General features: G+C 69.0%; 12 protein-coding genes. 4 read left to right on the top strand and 8 right to left on the bottom strand.

Annotation, left to right across the window (positions count from 1 at the left end):
• Positions 1-408 precede the first annotated feature (408 nt).
• The gene (locus tag ACFXJL_RS09155; protein ID WP_358877512.1) at positions 409-2,256 is read left to right on the top strand and encodes a glycoside hydrolase family 3 protein; all 1,848 of its coding nucleotides are present in this window, start codon (positions 409-411) and stop codon (positions 2,254-2,256) included.
• A gap of 135 nt (positions 2,257-2,391) precedes the next feature.
• Positions 2,392-3,024 carry a hypothetical protein gene (locus ACFXJL_RS09150; RefSeq protein WP_384690657.1) on the top strand — a complete coding sequence of 211 codons (633 nt, stop codon included), beginning with the start codon at positions 2,392-2,394 and terminating at the stop codon, positions 3,022-3,024.
• Between the two features lie 98 nt (positions 3,025-3,122).
• Here ACFXJL_RS09150 and ACFXJL_RS09145 read toward each other — a convergent pair whose 3' ends face one another.
• The 6 genes from ACFXJL_RS09145 to ACFXJL_RS09120 form a co-directional block, all read right to left on the bottom strand.
• Positions 3,123-4,577: a S28 family serine protease gene (locus tag ACFXJL_RS09145; protein ID WP_384690654.1), complete on the bottom strand. Its 1,455-nt coding sequence runs from the start codon at positions 4,575-4,577 to the stop codon at positions 3,123-3,125.
• Between the two features lie 398 nt (positions 4,578-4,975).
• On the bottom strand, positions 4,976-5,491 hold the full coding sequence (locus tag ACFXJL_RS09140) for a hypothetical protein (protein WP_384690651.1): 516 nt from the start codon (positions 5,489-5,491) through the stop codon (positions 4,976-4,978).
• Positions 5,492-5,778: 287 nt separating this feature from the next.
• Positions 5,779-9,528 carry an ABC transporter ATP-binding protein gene (locus ACFXJL_RS09135; protein ID WP_384690648.1) on the bottom strand — a complete coding sequence of 1,250 codons (3,750 nt, stop codon included), beginning with the start codon at positions 9,526-9,528 and terminating at the stop codon, positions 5,779-5,781.
• 190 nt (positions 9,529-9,718) lie between these two features.
• Entirely contained in the window at positions 9,719-10,684 is a 966-nt protein-coding gene (locus ACFXJL_RS09130; protein ID WP_384632151.1) for a serine hydrolase, read from the bottom strand.
• Positions 10,685-10,921: 237 nt separating this feature from the next.
• Entirely contained in the window at positions 10,922-11,701 is a 780-nt protein-coding gene (locus tag ACFXJL_RS09125) for an ABC transporter permease (protein WP_358877506.1), read from the bottom strand.
• A gap of 2 nt (positions 11,702-11,703) precedes the next feature.
• A complete protein-coding gene (locus tag ACFXJL_RS09120; protein WP_384690644.1) occupies positions 11,704-12,633 on the bottom strand; it encodes an ABC transporter ATP-binding protein in 930 nt (309 codons plus the stop codon).
• 108 nt (positions 12,634-12,741) lie between these two features.
• Between ACFXJL_RS09120 and ACFXJL_RS09115 the strand changes: the two genes are divergently transcribed.
• Together ACFXJL_RS09115 and ACFXJL_RS09110 are read left to right on the top strand one after the other, a co-directional pair.
• Positions 12,742-13,929, top strand: coding sequence for a sensor histidine kinase (locus tag ACFXJL_RS09115; RefSeq protein ID WP_384690641.1), 1,188 nt, complete (start codon positions 12,742-12,744; stop codon positions 13,927-13,929).
• 218 nt (positions 13,930-14,147) lie between these two features.
• Positions 14,148-14,798 (top strand): response regulator, encoded by a 651-nt coding sequence (locus tag ACFXJL_RS09110; RefSeq protein ID WP_384632142.1) that lies wholly within the window; start codon positions 14,148-14,150, stop codon positions 14,796-14,798.
• A 372-nt stretch (positions 14,799-15,170) separates the two neighbouring features.
• Here the strand turns inward: ACFXJL_RS09110 and ACFXJL_RS09105 are convergent, their stop codons facing one another.
• Positions 15,171-16,853, bottom strand: coding sequence for a thiamine pyrophosphate-binding protein (locus tag ACFXJL_RS09105; protein WP_384690638.1), 1,683 nt, complete (start codon positions 16,851-16,853; stop codon positions 15,171-15,173).
• The gene (gene speB, locus ACFXJL_RS09100; protein WP_329019256.1) at positions 16,850-17,824 is read right to left on the bottom strand and encodes an agmatinase; all 975 of its coding nucleotides are present in this window, start codon (positions 17,822-17,824) and stop codon (positions 16,850-16,852) included. The genes ACFXJL_RS09105 and speB overlap by 4 nt, the downstream gene beginning before the upstream one ends.
• Positions 17,825-17,844: the final 20 nt, after the last annotated feature.

Genomic DNA, 17,844 nt, shown 5'->3' with positions numbered 1-17,844 from the left:
TACGAGCGCATCACCGGCTTACCCCTCTCCCGCCGCACTGCGACCGGTCGGGCCCGCCGCCACCGGTGCGTCCCCTCCCGACGGCACCGGTGGCGGACTCCTCCATGCCGCCGTGCGCGGCTGCGAGAGGCCCCGACCTTGGGCATCACTCTGATCGATCGGCTCGGCGCGCCTCAGTTCCGCCTCGATTCCGCCGCAGCGCTCGGGCGCCTGTGAGGGCACACGGGTGTCGGGCCGGGGGGCAAACCGCCCTGATCCCCCAAGACGAATCCACGCAACAGGGACCTCCGACACCCCTCGGGTCCATTCCCTTGCCGAACGCTCGTCCTGACAGTTATCTTCCGCCTGACCATTTCCCCCTGGAAGTTTCCTTCAACTCGCTTGTAAGCAAGGCCGGAAGGAGCACCTATGCAGGACCGAAGCCTCTCCAGACGCACGCTCATCGCGTCGGCCGCCGTCGGTGCGGCGACCGTCGCAGCAGTGACAGGCACGACCGTGCCGGCGGCAGCCGCCGAAGCAGCCCGTCACTCGCAGACCAAACGCCTCAAGCAGATCATCGCCGGGCTGAGCCTGGAGCAGAAGGTCGGCCAGCTGTTCGTCCCGTACTTCTACGGGACATCCGCCACTGCCCCGTCCCAACGCGACATCGACCAGAACCTCCGGGAGATCGGCGTCAGCAATGTCGCCGAGATGATCCAGAAGTACCACCTCGGCGGAGTCATCTACTTCGGCTGGGCACGGAACATCACCGATCCGCACCAGCTCGTCGACCTCTCCAACGCGATCCAGAAGGTCGCCAAGGACAACGGCACGCTCCCGGTCGTCATCTCGATCGACCAGGAGCACGGGCCGAACACCCGGGTCGGCCCGCCGGCCACCCAGCTCCCCGGTCCCATGGCACTCGGCGCCAACGGTTCGGTCTCTGATGCCCGCACAGCAGCTGAGATCGCCGGTGTCGAGCTGGCCGCCATGGGAATCCACCAGAACTTCGCTCCGGTCGCCGACGTCAACGTCAACCCGGCGAACCCGATCATCAACATCCGGTCCTTCGGCTCCGACGCCCGTCATGTGAGCCGGCTGACCGCCGCTCAGGTACGCGGTTACGAGCGCAAGGGCATCGCCACGTCCGCGAAGCACTTCCCGGGCCACGGCGACACGGGGATGGACAGCCACACCTCGCTGCCGATCATCACCCACACCCGGGAGGAATGGGAGCGCATCGACGCCCCGCCGTTCCGGGCGGCCATCGACGCCGGCGTGTCATCGATCATGACCGCGCACCTCCAGGTCCCCGCGCTCGACCCGAGCAACGACCCGGCGACGCTCTCGCACCCCATCATCACCGGTGTGCTCCGTGGAGAACTCGGCTACGACGGGGTCATCGTCACCGACGCCCTCAACATGACGGGCGTACGGACCAAGTACGGCGACGACCGCGTCCCCGTGCTCGCCCTCAAGGCGGGTGTGGACCAGCTCCTCTTCGTCCCCAACCTGGACCTGGCGTGGAACGCCGTCCTCAATGCGGTGCGCGGTGGCGAGCTGACCGAAGCACGGCTGGACGAATCGATCCTGCGCATTCTCCGCATGAAGGACAAGGTGGGGCTGCTCGACGGCAACCCCTACGTCACCCACCGCGGGGTGGACCGCACGGTCGGCATCTCCAAGCACCTCGCGACCGCCGACCGGATCGCCGAGCGCACGGTGACCCTGTTGGTGAACCAGCGCGACTTCCTGCCGCTGTCCCGGCGCAAGCAGCGCAAGGTGCTGGTCACCGGCCAGAGCCCGGCGTTCCCCTACAACGCGGATCGTCGCAGTGTGCCGGTGCTGGCCGAGCAGTTGAAGGGTCAGGGCTTCGCCCCGACCACCGTCACCATCGACCACGCGGCCCGTGAGACGTGGGACGACGCGAACATCGCCCGGGCGGTCGCCGGGGCGCAGGGTCAGGACGTCGTCGTGGTGCTCACCCAGAACGTGGGGGCCACCAACCGGCAGAAGGTCCTGGTCGAGCGGCTCGTCGCCACCGGCGTCCCCGTGGTCACGGTGGCCGTCGGCAACCCGTACGACATCGCCCACTTCAGCGGTGTGAAAGCGTCGCTCGCCACGTACGGCAGTGCGGACGCGGAGCTGCCAACTCTCGCCCGCGTGCTCGCCGGTCGTGGCGAGCCCGGTGGACGACTGCCCGCGGCGATCCCGCGTGCGGACAACCCGGCGCAGGCGCTCTACCCCGTCGGTTATGGACTGTCTTACGACGACTGACGTAGACGGATGGGGCCCGCACTCTAGACGCACAACCCCCAGCGGGCCCCATGGCGATCGGTGCGGCTGGCATCGAAAGCCCGACCGGGCCACCCTTGATCCGACGACCGTACGGTCGAAGGTTCGGGGGTCCGAATGGCACAGCGGCTGCGGTCGAGCCGACGCAGGTCCACGATGAGCGCCCTGGTACTCCTACCGGTGGCGCTCATCGTCGGTTGCCAGCAACCCGCCGAGGGCACCAGCCGCGTCAAGGGGCAGTCAGGGAACGTCACCACCGCGCCCGACTACGGCACGGTGTTCCTGGGCCCCGGCGACTGCGGCTCACGCGACAAGCATTTCCTTGAGGTCCCCTGTACCAGCGAGAAGGCCGCGGCACGGGTGATCGCACGGCACGGCGGACGACAGTCGACCGGCCCGGCCTGCCCGCTGGTCACCGACTACGTCCTCCACATCTCACACGGCTACTCCCCCGTCGACGAGGACGGCGACGGAGACGTGGGCCAGGGCTACGCCTGCATGCGCAACCTGGAACCGCCGCACCCGGGCGACCCGGGAGGCGGAGGCGGCCCGCACACCGTCGTCGGCGACTGCGTCTACCGGGCGGGCGGCGGTCAGGTGAAGGAGACCGCCTGCAACGGCGCCGGTCGGCACCCACCCGGGTACCGGATCGAGTCGGCCGTACTGCACCGCTCACAGTGCCCGGACACGACGGACCTCTATGTTCAGTTGCGCGTCGGCAAACCGGTGGGCTGCGCCCACCACATCTGACCCGACCGTGCCGGCCCGTCCTGTGCGCGGCGGGCACAAGACGGGCCGCGCCCGCCGCACATGACAGCGACGGACACGGCCCGGGGACCTACTAGACCTCACGGGCGCAAGGTGGGCTCCCGCTGGATGTCCACCTTGTCGAGCTTGGCGTCGAACCGCGCCAGCGGCTTCGCCTGCGACTCGTCGCGCTGGACGGCAGCCGGTGCGACGCCCGCCCACTTCAGGATGGACGCGGTGGCCGCGGCCTTGTCCTCGGGGGCGAGCCGGGCCACGTTGGCACCGTGGTTGGCACCGGGAGCGACGTACACATAGCTGTCGCTGCTGCCCCGGCCGAGGCGGAACGGCTCCGCGCTCCACGGGTCGTTCTGACCGTTGACGAACATCATCTGGTCGGCGTTGTTGCGCACCCACCGGTCGACATCCTTCATCGCGTGCGGCTTGAACCGCATCGGGATGTCCTTCGGCACGAAGTTGCGCGGCGGCTGGTAGCCGTAGCGACTCAGCCCCTTGAGGTGGGGCTGCTTGATGTCCGGCGAGCCCAGTTCCGTACCCGCCTGGTAGTAGTACGGCGTGTACGGGGCGAGGCCCTGGTCCGTGTAGAAGGAGAACCCGGAGATCGAGTCGACGGTGTTCCACAACTCGTCGTCGGTCGCCGTCTTCGCGACCGGGATCGAGCCGCAGTCGGCGACCAGGCTGTACTGCCAGAACGCCCAGGTGTAGTCGAGGACGACGGCCTCGAAGGCACGGTCGAGGGAGCCGATCGTGTTGAAGGTGTAGCCGTTGTCCTTCGCGTACTGCGCGTACTTCGCGGCGAGCGGTGCGCGGCGGACGAGGGCTTCGCTCTGGACCGCGTTCAGCTTGTCGCGGCACTCCTTGGTGCCGACGTTCGCGAGGAAGCGGTCGTACGCCTTGTCCTCGTTGTTCACCACGTCGTTCGGCGCCACGTAGGCGACGACGCCGTCCATGTCGCGCGGGTAGAAGCGCTCGAAGTACGTGGCGGTCATGCCGCCCTTCGAACCGCCCGTGGAGAGCCACTTCTTGTCGTAGATCTTCTTCAGCGCGGAGAAGATCCGGTGCTGGTCGCTGGCGGCCTGCCAGATGTCCAGCTTCGACCAGTCAGCCGGGTTGGGGCGGGACGGCGTGAAGTACCTGTACTCCAGGGAGACCTGGTTGCCGTCGATGATCGCGGTGGGCTCACTGCGGCGCGGAGCCGTGCTCAGCCCGTAGCCGGAAGTGAAGAACACCGTGGGACGGGTGGTGTCCTTGTGCAGCAGCGTGAGCCGCTGCTGGAAGGTGCCCTTGCGCGGATTGCGGTGGTCCACGGGCTGGGTGTAGTTCAGAACGAAGAACCGGTAGCCCGGGTAGGGCTTCTCCTCGATCAGACTCATGCCGGGTATGGCAAGAATCCGATCCTTGATGTCGGTGCTCACAGTCCTGGTGGACGAAGACTCCGCGGCTTTCGCCGCCCCTGAAGTCGCCTCCGCCGCGCCCACGGTGCCCACGAGCATCCCGAGCGACACCAGACCTGTCAGCGCCTTGCGCGCCTTGCGCATTAACCCTCCCCTGATTGTTCTGTGGGTCGCCGCGAAACCTAGCGCTGGTCACACCCGACCCGCCAGACCCAATTTCCGACGTCAGGGGCCCTGAACAGGAGAATCAACCGTTATGCCCTCCGGTGGCAGGGAAGTTACCGGCAAAGGTGAGGGAACGTCATCAGTGCGATCAGAGTGAGGCAACGGGCACCGAACGGTGGGCGGCCCATGCGGCGGCAGACCTTCGAAGGGCGCCATGCGAATCCCTGTGCACCGGCCGCGGTCCATGGGGCGTACGGGGTAGATGAGTTGAACGGGCTCCGAGCCCTTGAGGCCCGAGACCCGCCGCTCGACGCCAACGGGTCAGCGGGTCAGCGGGTCAGCGGGTCAGCGGGTCAGCGGGTCAGCGGGTCAGCGGGTCAGCAGAGGATCCACCCGGTGGAACGTTCGACCCCGGCGATCCTGCCGGTCGCCCGAACACAGCGGTTCAGCGCATGGACGGTCACCGGGCCCGCCTTGCGGGTGTAGCGGCCCTCGTCCACCACCGCCCGTCCGCCCCGCGGCTGGAGCGACACGGACATGGCCCGCCGAACCCCCGGGCGCTTGGCGATCGTGATGGCACAGGCGTAGCGGTGGCTCCGGTAGACGCGCAGTTCTCCGGTGGAGAAGCGCACCGTCTTCGCCGGACGCCCGGAGCACCCGGAGGCCCGGGCCACCGCCCCGCCTGGTGGCGCGAGCGCCGTGAGGGCGGCGGGGGAACTCATCGGGGCGGCCTGGGCCCGCTGCCCGCCAGCACTGAAGGCGCTGAACCCAAGCAGAACCATGACCAGGGCGAGGAGTTGCGCCACCAGCCTCCGCACGGCCCTGAACCCCGTGGAGGTCCTGCGTATTCGAGCGGATCGCCCCGTGTCCGTCTCCCAGTCGCCGAGCGCCATGACTCCCCCTAGCTATGGATGCCGTACTTCCGTACGACGCTTGGCGATGCCGAATGGTTGTCGGCGCCACAGCAGCTTCACACCCGTCGTTCCCTGGGGAGAATTCAGCTCCGTCCGAGGAGGAGACGTGCCTCCACTGCGTTGTTGTGGTTGTTGTGCTTCGCCCACATCGGACTCCGGGGGGCGAACCCGAGTGGGGGACTTCGGCAGCGGCGACAGGAAACAGCCAGGGGCGGACGGATCTCCCTGCCTGCGGCCGGAGCCTGCCGGTGCGCCCCTGGCGGGTCTCAGTTCACCGCGGCTTCGACACCCGCCAGATCGTCGGGGTCGTCCGCGCCGATGAAGGTCCGCCACAAGGTCGCGTACCGCCCGTCGCGGGCCAGGAGTTCTTCGTGGGTGCCGTCCTCGGCCACCCGGCCGTCGGCCATGACCACCACGCGGTCGGCACGGGCGGCCGTGGTGAGCCGATGGGCCACCACCAGGGTGGTGCGACGACCGGCGAGCCGGTCCGTGGCCTGGTTGACCTGCGCTTCGGTGGCGAGGTCGAGTGCCGCGGTCGCCTCATCGAGCAGCAGGACGTCAGGGTCGACCAGTTCGGCGCGGGCGAGCGCTATCAACTGCCGCTGCCCGGCGGAGAGATTGCGTCCCCGCTCGGAGACGTCGTGGAGATAGCCGCCGTCCAGAGTCGCGATCATGTCGTGGGCACCGACGGCTCGGGCGGCTGCCTCCACTTCGGCGTCACCGGCAGCGGGACGGCCGTAGGCGATGGCGTCCCGGATCGTGCCCTCGAAGAGGTACGCCTCCTGTGGGACGACTCCCAACCGGTGCCGGTACGCGGTGAGATCGAGCTCCCGTAGATCGGCGCCGTCGGCGGTGACGCGACCTCCGGTCGGGTCGTAGAACCGGGCCACCAGTTTGACCAGGGTGGACTTTCCGGCGCCGGTCTCCCCGACGAAGGCAACGGTCTGGCCGGCAGGTATCCGCAGATTGATGCCGGTGAGGGCCTCTTCCTCGTCCCCGTAGGCGAAGTCGACGTCTTCGAAGGCGATCTCTCCGCGGAGTTCGGTGACCTCGGCGGGCCGGTCGGCGCGGACGGTGGACGTGGGCTCGTCCAGCAGCTCCTGGATGCGCCGCAGCGACACGGCCGCCTGCTGGTAGCCGTCGAAGACCTGGGAGAGCTGCTGCACGGGTGCGAAGAACAGGTCGATGTAGAGCAGATAGGCGACCAGAGCACCGGTGGTGAGGGTGCCGGCGTCGATGCGATGGGCGCCGACGATCAGTACCGCCGCGGCGGCGACGGACGCGAGGAGCTGTACGAACGGGAAGTAGATGGAGATGAGCCACTGGCCGCGCACCCGGGCTTCGCGGTAGCTGTCGCTGCCCGCGACATAGCGCTCGTTGCCGTGGCGCTCACGGCGGAACGCCTGCACGATCCGCAGCCCGGAGACGGACTCCTGGAGGTCGGAGTTGACGACGCTGACCCGCTCACGGGCCAGTTCGTACGCCTTGACGCTCTGCTTGCGGAAGAAGTAGGTGCCGATGATCAGCACCGGCAGAGTCACGAAGACCACCATGGCGAGCTGCACGTCGATCACGACGAGGACGACCATGATGCCGAAGAAGGTGACGACCGAGATGAACGCGGTGACCAGTCCGGTCTGGAGGAAGGTGGAGAGCGCGTCGACGTCGGTGGTCATCCGCGTCATGATCCGACCGGTCAGCTCGCGCTCGTAGAAGTCGAGGCCGAGCCGCTGAAGCTGGGCGAAGATCCGCAGACGGATGGAGTACAGCACCCGTTCACCGGTGCGGCCCGTCATCCGGGTCTCCCCGATCTGGGCCGCCCACTGCACCAGGACGCTCAGCAGGGCAAGTCCGGAGGCGACCCAGACCGCGCCGAGCGCCACCTGTTCCACGCCCTGGTCGATGCCGTAGCGGATCAGTACCGGCAGCAGCAGCCCCATGCCCGCGTCGATCGCGACCAGGAGCAGGCTCAGCAGCAGGGGCCGGCCGAAGCCCCGGAGCAGCATCCGCAGTCCCTGGCCCTCGCCGTGGGTGTGCTCGGGGCGCAGGGCACGGGCCTCGTCCACCTCGGGGGTGTCCGTCGCCGGTGGGAGTGCGGCGACCTGGGCGAGTAGTTCGGGGGTGGCGTCGGCTGCGGCGGGCAGGTCCGAGCCGGGGCTCTCGTCGCGTATCCACAGCCTGGGGGTGATGCCCCGCTCGGCGTCGAACTCGGCGTCGAGCTCCTCCCGTACGGTCAGGTCCTGCGGTGGTTCCGCTTCCAGGGCCGGCAGATGGCCGGGGGAGACTCCGCCGAGTTCGTCGGGGTCGGTGAGCAGTCGGCGGTAGAGGGCGGACCGTGCGGCCAACTCGTCGTGGGTGCCGATGTCGGCGAGGCGACCTCCGTCGAGGACGGCGATCCGGTCGGCGAGGTTGAGCGTGGACCGGCGGTGGGCGATGAGCAGGGTGGTGCGGCCGGCCATGACCGAGCGGAGCGCTTCGTGGATCTCGTGCTCGACGCGGGCGTCCACGGCGGAGGTCGCGTCGTCGAGGAGGAGCAGCCGGGGGTCGGTGAGGATGGCCCGGGCAAGTGCGATGCGCTGTCGTTGACCGCCGGAGAGGGTCAGCCCGTGTTCGCCGACCTTGGTGTCGTACCCGTCGGGCAGGGCGGCGATGAAGCCCTCCGCCTGTGCGGCGCGGACCGCGGCGAGGATCTCGTCGTCGGTGGCGTCCGGCTTCCCGTAGGCGATGTTGGCGCGCACGGTGTCGGAGAAGAGGAAGCTGTCCTCGGGGACGAGCCCGATCGCGGCGCGCAGCGATTCGAGGGTCAGTTCGCGGACGTCGTGGCCGCCGACGAGGACCGCGCCCTGACCGACGTCGTAGAAGCGCGGCAGCAGGAGGGAGACGGTGGACTTTCCGCTGCCGGACGCACCGACGACGGCGACGGTCTCCCCCTCGCGGATCTCCAGGGAGAACCCGTCCAGGACGGGACGGTCGGGGTCGTAGCCGAAGGTGACCGCGTCGAACTCGACGGTCGCGGGTGCGTCCGCGGGGAGTTCCTTGGTGCCGTCTTTGATGGTGGGTTCGGTGTCGATGAGTTCCAGGACGCGTTCGACACCGGCACGGGCCTGCTGGCCCACGGTGAGGACGACGGCGAGCATCCGCACCGGGCCGACGAGTTGGGCGAGGTAGGCGGAGAAGGCGACGAACGTACCGAGGCTGATCTCCCCCCGGGTGGCGAGCCAGCCGCCCATGGCGAGCATGGCGACCTGACCGAGTGCGGGCACGGACTGGAGGGCCGGGGTGTAGCGCGAGTTCAACCGGATGGTCCGGAGCCGCCCGGCGAACAGGAGACGGCTGGCGTCGCGGAGCTTGCCGGTCTCCTGGTCCTCCTGGCCGAAGCCCTTGACCACGCGGACGCCGGCGACAGCGCCGTTCACCACTCCGGCGACGGCGGCGGCCTGGCTCTGCGCGTACCAGGTGGCGGGGTGGAGGCGGGTGCGGCTGCGGCCGGCGATCCACCACAGGGCGGGGCCGACGGCGAGGGCGATCAGGGTGAGGGGCAGCGAGAGCCACGCCATGATCACCAGGGAGATCAGGAAGAGGAGGATGTTCCCGATGGTCATCGGGAGCATGAAAAGCAGGCTCTGGATCAGCTGGAGGTCGCTGGTGGCGCGGCCGACGACCTGGCCCGTGGAGAGTTCGTCCTGTCGGCGGCCGTCGAGGCGTGTGATGGTCGCGTACATCTCGGTCCGCAGGTCGTGCTGGACGTCGAGGGCGAGCCGGCCGCCGTAGTAGCGGCGTATGTAGGTGAGGACGTAGATGACGAGCGCCGCGACGATCAGGATTCCGGTCCAGGTGGCGAGGGAGCGGCTCTGGTCTCCGATCACGTCGTCGATGACGACCTTGGTGATCAGCGGTACGAGGGCCATGACCGCCATACCGCCCAGTGAGGATCCGAGGGCGAGCACGACATTGCGCCGATAGCGCCAGGCGTAACCGCTCAGCCGCCGCACCCAGCCCTGCTCAGCCGCCGCCACTGATTGCCTCCCGTTTGGTTCGGTTCCGCCGAGACACACCAACGCCGGGAGGGGCCGATTTCATCCCGTTGTAATAAAGGAACCGTGCGGAAGGGCGGGAAAGGAAGGATGGGAGGGTGTGATCACGGCACAGTCCCGGCCACCGTCGTGTCGGCGACCGGGACTGCGGGTACGGCTGGGCCCGGTGGGGTCAGCGGATGGCCGGGACCGCGTCCTTCGCTGCCCGCTCGGGGGTTGCGGGGACGGCCTCGTACGGCACCGCCGGCAGGACGAACGTGGTGCGCGCGGTCGGGTTGATCGCCTTGTGGATGGCTCGGGAGACGGCCTGGATGGTGTTCACACCGTCATTCATGGTCGTGTTGCCGTGAGTGAGGACGCTGATCGTGTAGTCGTGTCCCTTGCCGGTGAAGGCACCGATGCTGTGCACCCGCCATCCGTGCGTGGAGCGCGGCAGCCAGCCGTTCTTCAGCTGGACGGTGGCGGTGCTGGGCGCCCCCGCCGGGGTTCCCCAACGCTGGGAGGGGACCACGTCGTGCATCAGCTTGAGTGCATAGGCTCGCGAGGCGTCGGTGAGCAGGCTGTTCTTCACGGTGAATCGGGAGAGCAATATGCCCTGGTCACGGGCGGTGATCTGAGTAAGCCCCCAGTAGCCGTTCGCGCCGGGGACGGTGTTCTTCATCGCTGCCCCGGTCAGGAAGCGCTTGATCTTGGTGAGCCCGAGCTGCTTCCACAAGGTGGTCGTGGAGGCATTGTCCGACTTGGTGATCATGGCGGTGGCCAGGGTCTTCTCACGCGCGGTGAGTGATCGCTTCTGGTTCTGCGCATCGAGGAGCAGTGCACCGAGGACGGTCGACTTGACCACGCTGGCGGAGTCGAACTTCTGGTCCTGACGCAGGGCGCAGCTGGACTTTCCGACACGGTCGTTGAAGTGGATCGCGATGGTGCCCTTGCGGCCCCTGAGCGCCGCCTCGATGTCCTTCTTGAGCTTGGCCGCGAGACCTGCCTTCGCAGACCCGCAGGAGACCGCTGGTGCAGCGGCTGCCGCTGGTGCGGCGCCGACACCCACCAGGGCGGGCGCCAGGACGGTGACGGCCAGAGCGGCGGCGATTGCACGCGGCTTACGCACGGCGCGGCCGGCTATTCGGTTCTGAGTCATGGAGAGTTCCCCTGTCCCCTGAAACTGATGGGGGCGCGCCTACGTCGGTGCACCCGCCACTGATGACTCATGGGGGCGGGGATGGTTGTACGGGGATCTGGAGCTGGGGGAAACAGTTGCGGAGTGGTGACACACACTGATCGAAACACCTGATGGGAGCGGTGCCGGGGGGCTCCGAGCGGGGCTTCGGACAGGGACTATCACGCACTCAACACTCCCCCAGGCATCACACTCCCCTCACGCGTCTCGGCGGTGGAGTCTCGTCCAGCCCGCACAGAGGGCCGCGCAGGTCCACAACACCAACACTCCCAGTCCGGCCCAGGGGCTCAGCGGCCCCGACGGGTCCTGAAGAAGGATCTGCTGGCCGGCACGGTCGGGAAGGAAGTCGGCGATGCCTCCGTCGTCCTCCAGGTCTCCGACGATGAAGGACACCATCATCAGGAGCGGGATCAGTGTGCAGATCACCGCGGGTGCACTGCGCACCAGGACGGTCGCCCCCGCCGAGAACAGTGCTATCAGTGCGAGGTAGAGCCCGCACCCAACCACCGAGCGCAGGGCGCCGAGGTCGGTCAGCCCCACTCCGTGGTCGCCCATGAGTCTCTGTCCGATGAGGAAGCAGGTCAGGCTGGTGACCAGACCCACCGCCAGGGACAGTGCGCCGATGACGGCGAGCTTCGCCGCGTAGAAGATGCCTCGATGAGGCACGGCCACCAGGGAGAGTCGGATGGCGCCGGTCTTGTACTCCCCCGCAACCGCGATCGCGCCGAACGAGATCATGCCGATCTGACCGAAGTTCAGACCGAAGTAGGCAGAGCGCAGGGGGTCGAAGTCCGGCTCCGCCATGTCCTGGGCGGTGAACGACCCGCTCATCAGTACGGAGAATCCGAGCGTCGCCAGGAACGCCGCAGCCAGCGCCACCCACTGCCCTCGTATGGACACGATCTTCAGCCACTCGGAGCGCATCGAGGGGATGAAGAAGAAGCGGGCTGGCACGACGGTACGGGTGAGGGTGGACATGGTCAGACCTCCTGCGGCACGGTCGGGTCGGTGGTGAACTCGGCTGCTCCCGAGGTCAGGGCGAGGTACGCGGATTCCAGGGAGTCTTCCTCACCGGCGAGTTCCAGGATCGGTATGCCTTCATGGGCGGCGATGGGCCCGATCTCCTCCACCCGGGCGCCATCGACCGTCCACCGGCCATCGTCGGTTTGGGCAGGCTGGTAGCCCTTGCGGACGAGGGCATCGCGCAGCCGCTCCCCCTCCGTGGTCCGCAGCCGCACTCTCGGAGTCGTCCACTCGTCGAGAAAATCCTGGATGGGCGCGTCTGCCAGCAGCCTGCCCTTGCCGAGCACCACCAGGTGGTCGGCGACGGCCGCCGTCTCACTCATCAGATGGCTGGAGATGAAGACGGCCCGACCGTCGTTCGCGTACTCCCGCAGCAGGGTGCGTATCCAGATGATCCCCTCGGGGTCCAGCCCGTTGGCGGGCTCATCGAGCATCAGCACCTGCGGGTCACCGAGCAGTGCTCCCGCGATGCCCAGCCGCTGTCTCATGCCGAGCGAAAAGGTGCTGATCCTGCGTCGCGCGACGGAGGCGATCCCGGTCCGGTCCAGGACCTCATCCACCCGGCCGGCCGGCAGTCCGCCAGCAGCCGCGAGGACGCGCAGGTGGTCGCGTGCGGTGCGGGCTCCGAGCGCTGCTCCCGCGTCCAGCAGGGCGCCCACCGTCCGCAGTGGTTCGGCGAGGGATGCATAGGTACGTCCGCCGATGGTGGCCGTGCCGGAGGTGGGCCGGTCCAGGCCGAGCACCAGCCGCATGGTCGTGGACTTTCCCGCGCCGTTGGGACCGAGGAAGCCGGTGACCCGTCCGGGCAGCACGCTGAACGTCAGCCCGTCGACCGCGCGGCGGGGTCCGTACTCCTTGGTGAGGTTCAGTACATCGATGCTGGTCATGGCAGTAAGCCTGGCCGTCGAGCGACCGGCGCCGCCTCCCCCGGTCGTGTTGATCGGCTCCCCCGTGCGGGGGAGCCATCGGCTCCCGGACGCTGGCACGATGGCCAAATGCTCCGCTTTCTTCGCCCGCTGACGCAGGCGGTCACCTACACCCGCTGGCTGCATCTGTTCATCAGCGTGGTGATCATCGGCATGTGGATCCTCGTCGACGACGAGCATCCCTATTTCGTCGTCCTGTTGCTGGCGTTCGCCGGCCTGGTGCCCGCGGTACGGCTCGCGGAGGGGCTTCAGGCACGGCTGCTGCTGACCCGCCACGGATTCAGGGATTCCGAGTCGGGCATCTCCGCGGCGCCTTCAGCGAGTTGGCCGGATCGTTGGCGCACGGTGCTCTGGCTGGAGATCCGGCTGGTCCTGGGGTTGGCCATCAGCTTTCTCACCGTGCATCTACCCGGCCTCACCAACGATCTGGTCAGGGCGGCGACAGGTGATCCCACCCGGTTCTCCGCCCTGGATCTGCCGGGCGGCCACTGGTGGTACGCGCTGCTCGCGCCCCTGCCGCTCATCCTCCTCATGGCAGCCGTCGTGGGGACGGGCCATCTGATCACCGTGGTAGCGCTGCAACTGCTCGGCCCGTCGGCGGCCGAGCGGTTGGCGGCGTTGGAGGAGCGCACCGAGCAGTTGTTGGAGCGCAATCGCATCGCCCACGAGCTGCACGATTCGATAGGCCATGCGCTGACGGTGGCCGTGGTGCAGGCGGGTGCGGCCAGGGCCACGGGGAACGCCGAGTTCACCGAGCGGGCGTTGACCGCGATCGAAGAGACAGGGAGGGCGGCGTTGGAGGATCTGGAACGGGTGCTGGTGGTGCTGCGCGAGTCGGGGCAGCCGGTGAGCGGCCGTCCGACGCTCGGTGACACCGACCGGCTGTTGGAGTCCGCCCGCGCTTCGGGCGCCGAGGTCGAATCGGAGTTGACCGGCCCGATGGGAGCAGTGCCGGGGCCGGTGTCTCGGGAGGGGTACCGAATCGTTCAGGAGGCGTTGACGAATGTGCTCAGGCACGCGGGGCCGGTCCGGACCCGGGTCCGGATCGCCGTCGCCGATGGCTCGCTGGAGTTGGAGGTGCTCAATCCGCTGAGTAGCGCGGACGGGACTCAAGGGCGCAGTGGTGGCAGCGGTCTGCGGGGCATACGGGAGCGGGCCGCGCTGCTGGGCGGGGATGCCACGACCGGCCCCTTCCGGGGTGAGTGGCGGGTCCGGGTGCGCCTTCCGCTGGACCTGGCAGCGGAGGTACGCCGGTGAGCCGCGACCAGGGCGTGCACCGCCACCGTGCAGCCGTGAGCTGCGATCAGGACACGCCCCACCTCCGCACAACCACCAGCCACAACCAGGACACGCCCCGCCCCCGCACAACCACCAGCCACCAGCGCGGTGCGCACCGGCACCATGCGGCGGCGAGCTGGCTACCAACGCGGATGCCTGCGGACGGCCGTCCGCAGGGCAGCACTTAGGCTGGTCCGGTGCCGATCTCCGTACTCCTCGTTGACGATGAACCGCTTGTGCGCGCGGGTCTGCGTGCCGTGCTGGAGGCGCAGTCCGATATCGAGGTGGTCGGCGAGGCAGCTGACGGCGCCGCGGTGATCCCCCTGGTGCGGCGGTTGAGGCCCGATGTGGTGGCGATGGACGTCCGGATGCCACTGCTGGACGGGATCGAGGCCACTCGCGCCGTCCTGCGCACGGTGGATGAGCCGCCCAAAATCATTGTGATCACCACCTTCGAGAACGACGAGTACGTATACGAGGCTTTGCGCGCCGGCGCCGACGGCTTTCTGCTGAAGCGCTCGCGTCCGGTGGAGATCGTGAACGCGGTGCGGCTCGTTGCGGAGGGCGAGTCGCTGCTGTTCCCCGCCGCGGTGCGCGCCTTGGCGGCCGAGTACGGCACCAGCACAGCCCGCGCGACGATGCAACGGGCCGCGCTGACGGAGCGGGAGGCAGCAGTGCTCCGGTTGATGGCGCGCGGGATGTCCAATGCGGAGATCGCCGCGCAACTCGTCGTGGGCACGGAGACTGTGAAGACCCATGTCAGCGCGGTACTGGCCAAGTTGGGCGCCCGTGACCGTACTCAGGCAGTGATCGCCGCCTATGAGTCGGGATTCGTGGCCCCGGCCTGAGCAGCACAGCAGCACAGCAGCACAGCAGCACAGCAGCACAGCAGCACAGCAGCACAGCAGCACAGCAGCACCAAAGGGCTACCGGCTCGCCTCAGCAGTACACAAGGGCGCCGGCCGGACAGCCACCAGCAGGACAGCAGGACAGCAGGACAGCAGGACAGCAGCAGTGAACTTGGAGCAGTGCAGCAGGTGCCGGTCAGGCCCGAGGCTGTGCAGCAGCAGTACAGCCGTGCACTGGCCCAAAAGGCCCCCCGAAGGGCCGCCCACCCGAGCGGCTCGGGAGTGCGGATCGGGCCCGCAACCCCGGCACCACCCGCAGCCCCCAGCACCACGCGCGGCCCCGCAGCCCCCGCACTCCCCGGCAGCCGCCCCTTACAGATGCGTGGGCGCGAACATCTTCAACAGGGTGGGCAGCACCACGACCGAGGGGCCCGGCTCGTTCAGAGCCTTGGCCAGGTCCTCGCCGAGTGCATCCGGCGTCGTACGGATCGCGGGCACCCCGAACGACTCCGCCAGTGCCACGAAGTCGGGGCGGGCGAGCTCGGTCGCCGACGCCTCACCGAAGGCGTCCGTCATGTACTCGCGGAGGATGCCGTACCCACCGTCATCGACGATGAGCCAGGTGACGGGAAGCCCGTACTGCTGGGCAGTGGCCAGTTCGGCGATCGAGTACATCGCGCCGCCGTCGCCCGAGACCGCGAGCACGGGACGCGTGGGATCGGCGACGGCGGCGCCGAGCGCCGCGGGGAAGGCATAGCCGAGCCCGCCCGAGCCCTGGGCCGAGTGCATGGTGTTGGGGCGCCGCGCGTCGAAGGCGGCCCAGGCCCAGTAGGACAGGATCGTCATGTCCCAGAAGCTGGGGGCGGCATCGGGCAGGGCCCGACGGACGGCGGTCAGCAGGGACTGTTCGAGCGTCCGGCCCTGCGCGGCGATCCGTGCGCCGACCTGGTCGAGAAGCGCCCGTACACGCTCGGGCGCCTTGTCGTCCGGGCGGGCTTCCACCGTCTCCAGTAGGGCCGACAGCGCGATCCTGGCGTCGGCGTGGATGCCGATCGCCGGATGGTTGGACTCCAGTTTCCCGGCGTCGGCTTCGATCTGGATGATCCGGCCGCGCGGGGCGAAGGTGTGGTAGTTCGAGGAGAGTTCGCCGAGCCCGGACCCGACCACGAGGAGGACGTCCGCGTCCTCCAGGAAGTCGGTGGTGTGCCGGTCCTCGATCCAGGACTGGAGGGACAGCGGGTGCGCCCAGGGGAACGCCCCTTTGCCACCGTAGGTGGTCACCACGGGGGCATTGATCCGCTCGGCGAGCGCGCGCAGCTTCCCGGCCGCGTCCGAGCGGACCACTCCACCGCCCGCGATGATCGCAGGGCGCTGTGCACCGGCCAGCAGATGTGCGGCCAAGGCCGTCAGTTCCGGCCGGGGCAGCAGATCGACGGGGGTGGCGTCGACGGCGGTGACCACCGGTAGCACGGTCTCGGCCAGGAGGACGTCCTGCGGAATCTCCACCCACACCGGCCCGTGCGGCGCGGTGAGTGCGGACTGCCAGGCCGCGGCGACCGCGGACGGGATCTGAGAGGCGGTGCGGGCGGTGTGGACCGATTTCACCAGGTCACGGGCGGACGCCTGCTGGTCGCGCAGTTCATGGAGGTAGCCGTGGCGCCCGCCGCCGAGCCCTGCGGAGGGAATCTGGCTGGAGATCGCCAGTACCGGGGAGCTGCCTGCGGCGGCTTCCTGGAGCGCGGCGAGCGACATCAGCGCGCCCGGCCCGGTGGAGAGGAGCAGAGGCGCGACCTCGCCGGTGATCCGTCCGTAGGCGTCGGCGGCGAAGCCCGCGTTGTTCTCGATCCGCAGCCCCACGTAACTCAGCGAGGAGCGACGCAGTGCGTCGAAGAGTCCCAGGGCGTGCTGTCCGGGCAGTCCGAAGACGGTGGTGGCGCCGAGGCCGCGCAGGGTCTCGATGACGAGGTCGCCGCCGGTGCGACCGGGCGGCGGGTTCAGCGCTGCCTCGATCTGCCGCGCGGTGGGCTTCAGTTCGACGTCGTGGTCGTGGGTCACTGTCCATCCCTCGCAGCGGCGATCTGCCGCGTCATGATCGTGGTCAGTTCGTACGCGGTGTGTGAGGCGGCGACCGCGGTGATCTCGGCGTGGTCGTAGGCGGGCGCGACCTCCACGACGTCGGCCGACACGAGGTTGCAGGAGGCGAGACCGCGCAGGATCTCCAGGAGTTCCCGCGAGGTCATGCCGCCCGCCTCGGGGGTGCCCGTGCCGGGCGCGTGCGCGGGGTCGAGGCAGTCGATGTCGATGGAGATGTACAGCGGTCGGTCGCCGATGCGCTGGCGCAGTTGGTCGGCGATCTCGTCGGCGCCGCGGCGGTAGACGTCGGCGGAGGTGACGATGCCGAAGCCGAGCTTCTCGTCGTCGGTCAGGTCCTGCCTGCCATACAGGGGCCCGCGGATGCCGACGTGGGAGAGGGCGGAGGTGTCGAGGATGCCCTCTTCGACGGCACGGCGGAACGGGGTGCCGTGGGTGTACTCGGCGCCGAAGTAGGTGTCCCAGGTGTCGAGGTGGGCATCGAAGTGGAGCAGGGCGACGGGTCCGTGCTTCTTGGCGACCGAGCGCAGCAGCGGCAGGGCGATGGTGTGGTCGCCGCCGAGGGTCATCAGTCGGGCGCCGGTGCCCAGCAGGTCGTCCGCTGCGGCCTCGATGGTTTCGACGGCCTCGTTGATGTTGAAGGGGTTGGCGGCGATGTCGCCCGCGTCGGCGACCTGCGCCAGGGCGAAGGGCGACGCGTCCTGGGCCGGGTTGTAGGGGCGCAGCAGTCGGGATGCCTCACGGATGGCGTTGCCGCCGAAGCGGGCGCCGGGACGGTAGGAGACTCCGGCGTCGAAGGGCACTCCGACGACGGCGACGTCGGTGCTGCCGACCTCGTCGAGTCGGGGCAGCCTGGCGAACGTCGCGGGTCCGGCGTACCGCGGGATGCGGGACGAGTCGATGGGACCACGCGGCTGCTCGGTGCTGCTGCTCATGTTCGTTGCCTCTTCTTCCT

This window comes from Streptomyces sp. NPDC059256, assembly GCF_042753785.1.
GTDB lineage: Bacteria > Actinomycetota > Actinomycetes > Streptomycetales > Streptomycetaceae > Streptomyces.
Note: the sequence above shows the minus strand (reverse complement) of the source record. Positions and strands in the feature narration are given on the sequence as shown.

Excerpts from the sequence above, each read along its gene's own strand:
- ACFXJL_RS09155 (WP_358877512.1), top strand. The coding sequence starts at position 409 with ATGCAGGACCGAAGCCTCTCCAGACGCACGCTCATCGCGTCGGCCGCC.
- ACFXJL_RS09150 (WP_384690657.1), top strand. The coding sequence starts at position 2,392 with ATGGCACAGCGGCTGCGGTCGAGCCGACGCAGGTCCACGATGAGCGCC.
- ACFXJL_RS09145 (WP_384690654.1), bottom strand. The coding sequence starts at position 4,577 with ATGCGCAAGGCGCGCAAGGCGCTGACAGGTCTGGTGTCGCTCGGGATG.
- ACFXJL_RS09140 (WP_384690651.1), bottom strand. The coding sequence starts at position 5,491 with ATGGCGCTCGGCGACTGGGAGACGGACACGGGGCGATCCGCTCGAATA.
- ACFXJL_RS09130 (WP_384632151.1), bottom strand. The coding sequence starts at position 10,684 with ATGACTCAGAACCGAATAGCCGGCCGCGCCGTGCGTAAGCCGCGTGCA.
- ACFXJL_RS09125 (WP_358877506.1), bottom strand. The coding sequence starts at position 11,701 with ATGTCCACCCTCACCCGTACCGTCGTGCCAGCCCGCTTCTTCTTCATC.
- ACFXJL_RS09120 (WP_384690644.1), bottom strand. The coding sequence starts at position 12,633 with ATGACCAGCATCGATGTACTGAACCTCACCAAGGAGTACGGACCCCGC.
- ACFXJL_RS09115 (WP_384690641.1), top strand. The coding sequence starts at position 12,742 with ATGCTCCGCTTTCTTCGCCCGCTGACGCAGGCGGTCACCTACACCCGC.
- speB (WP_329019256.1), bottom strand. The coding sequence starts at position 17,824 with ATGAGCAGCAGCACCGAGCAGCCGCGTGGTCCCATCGACTCGTCCCGC.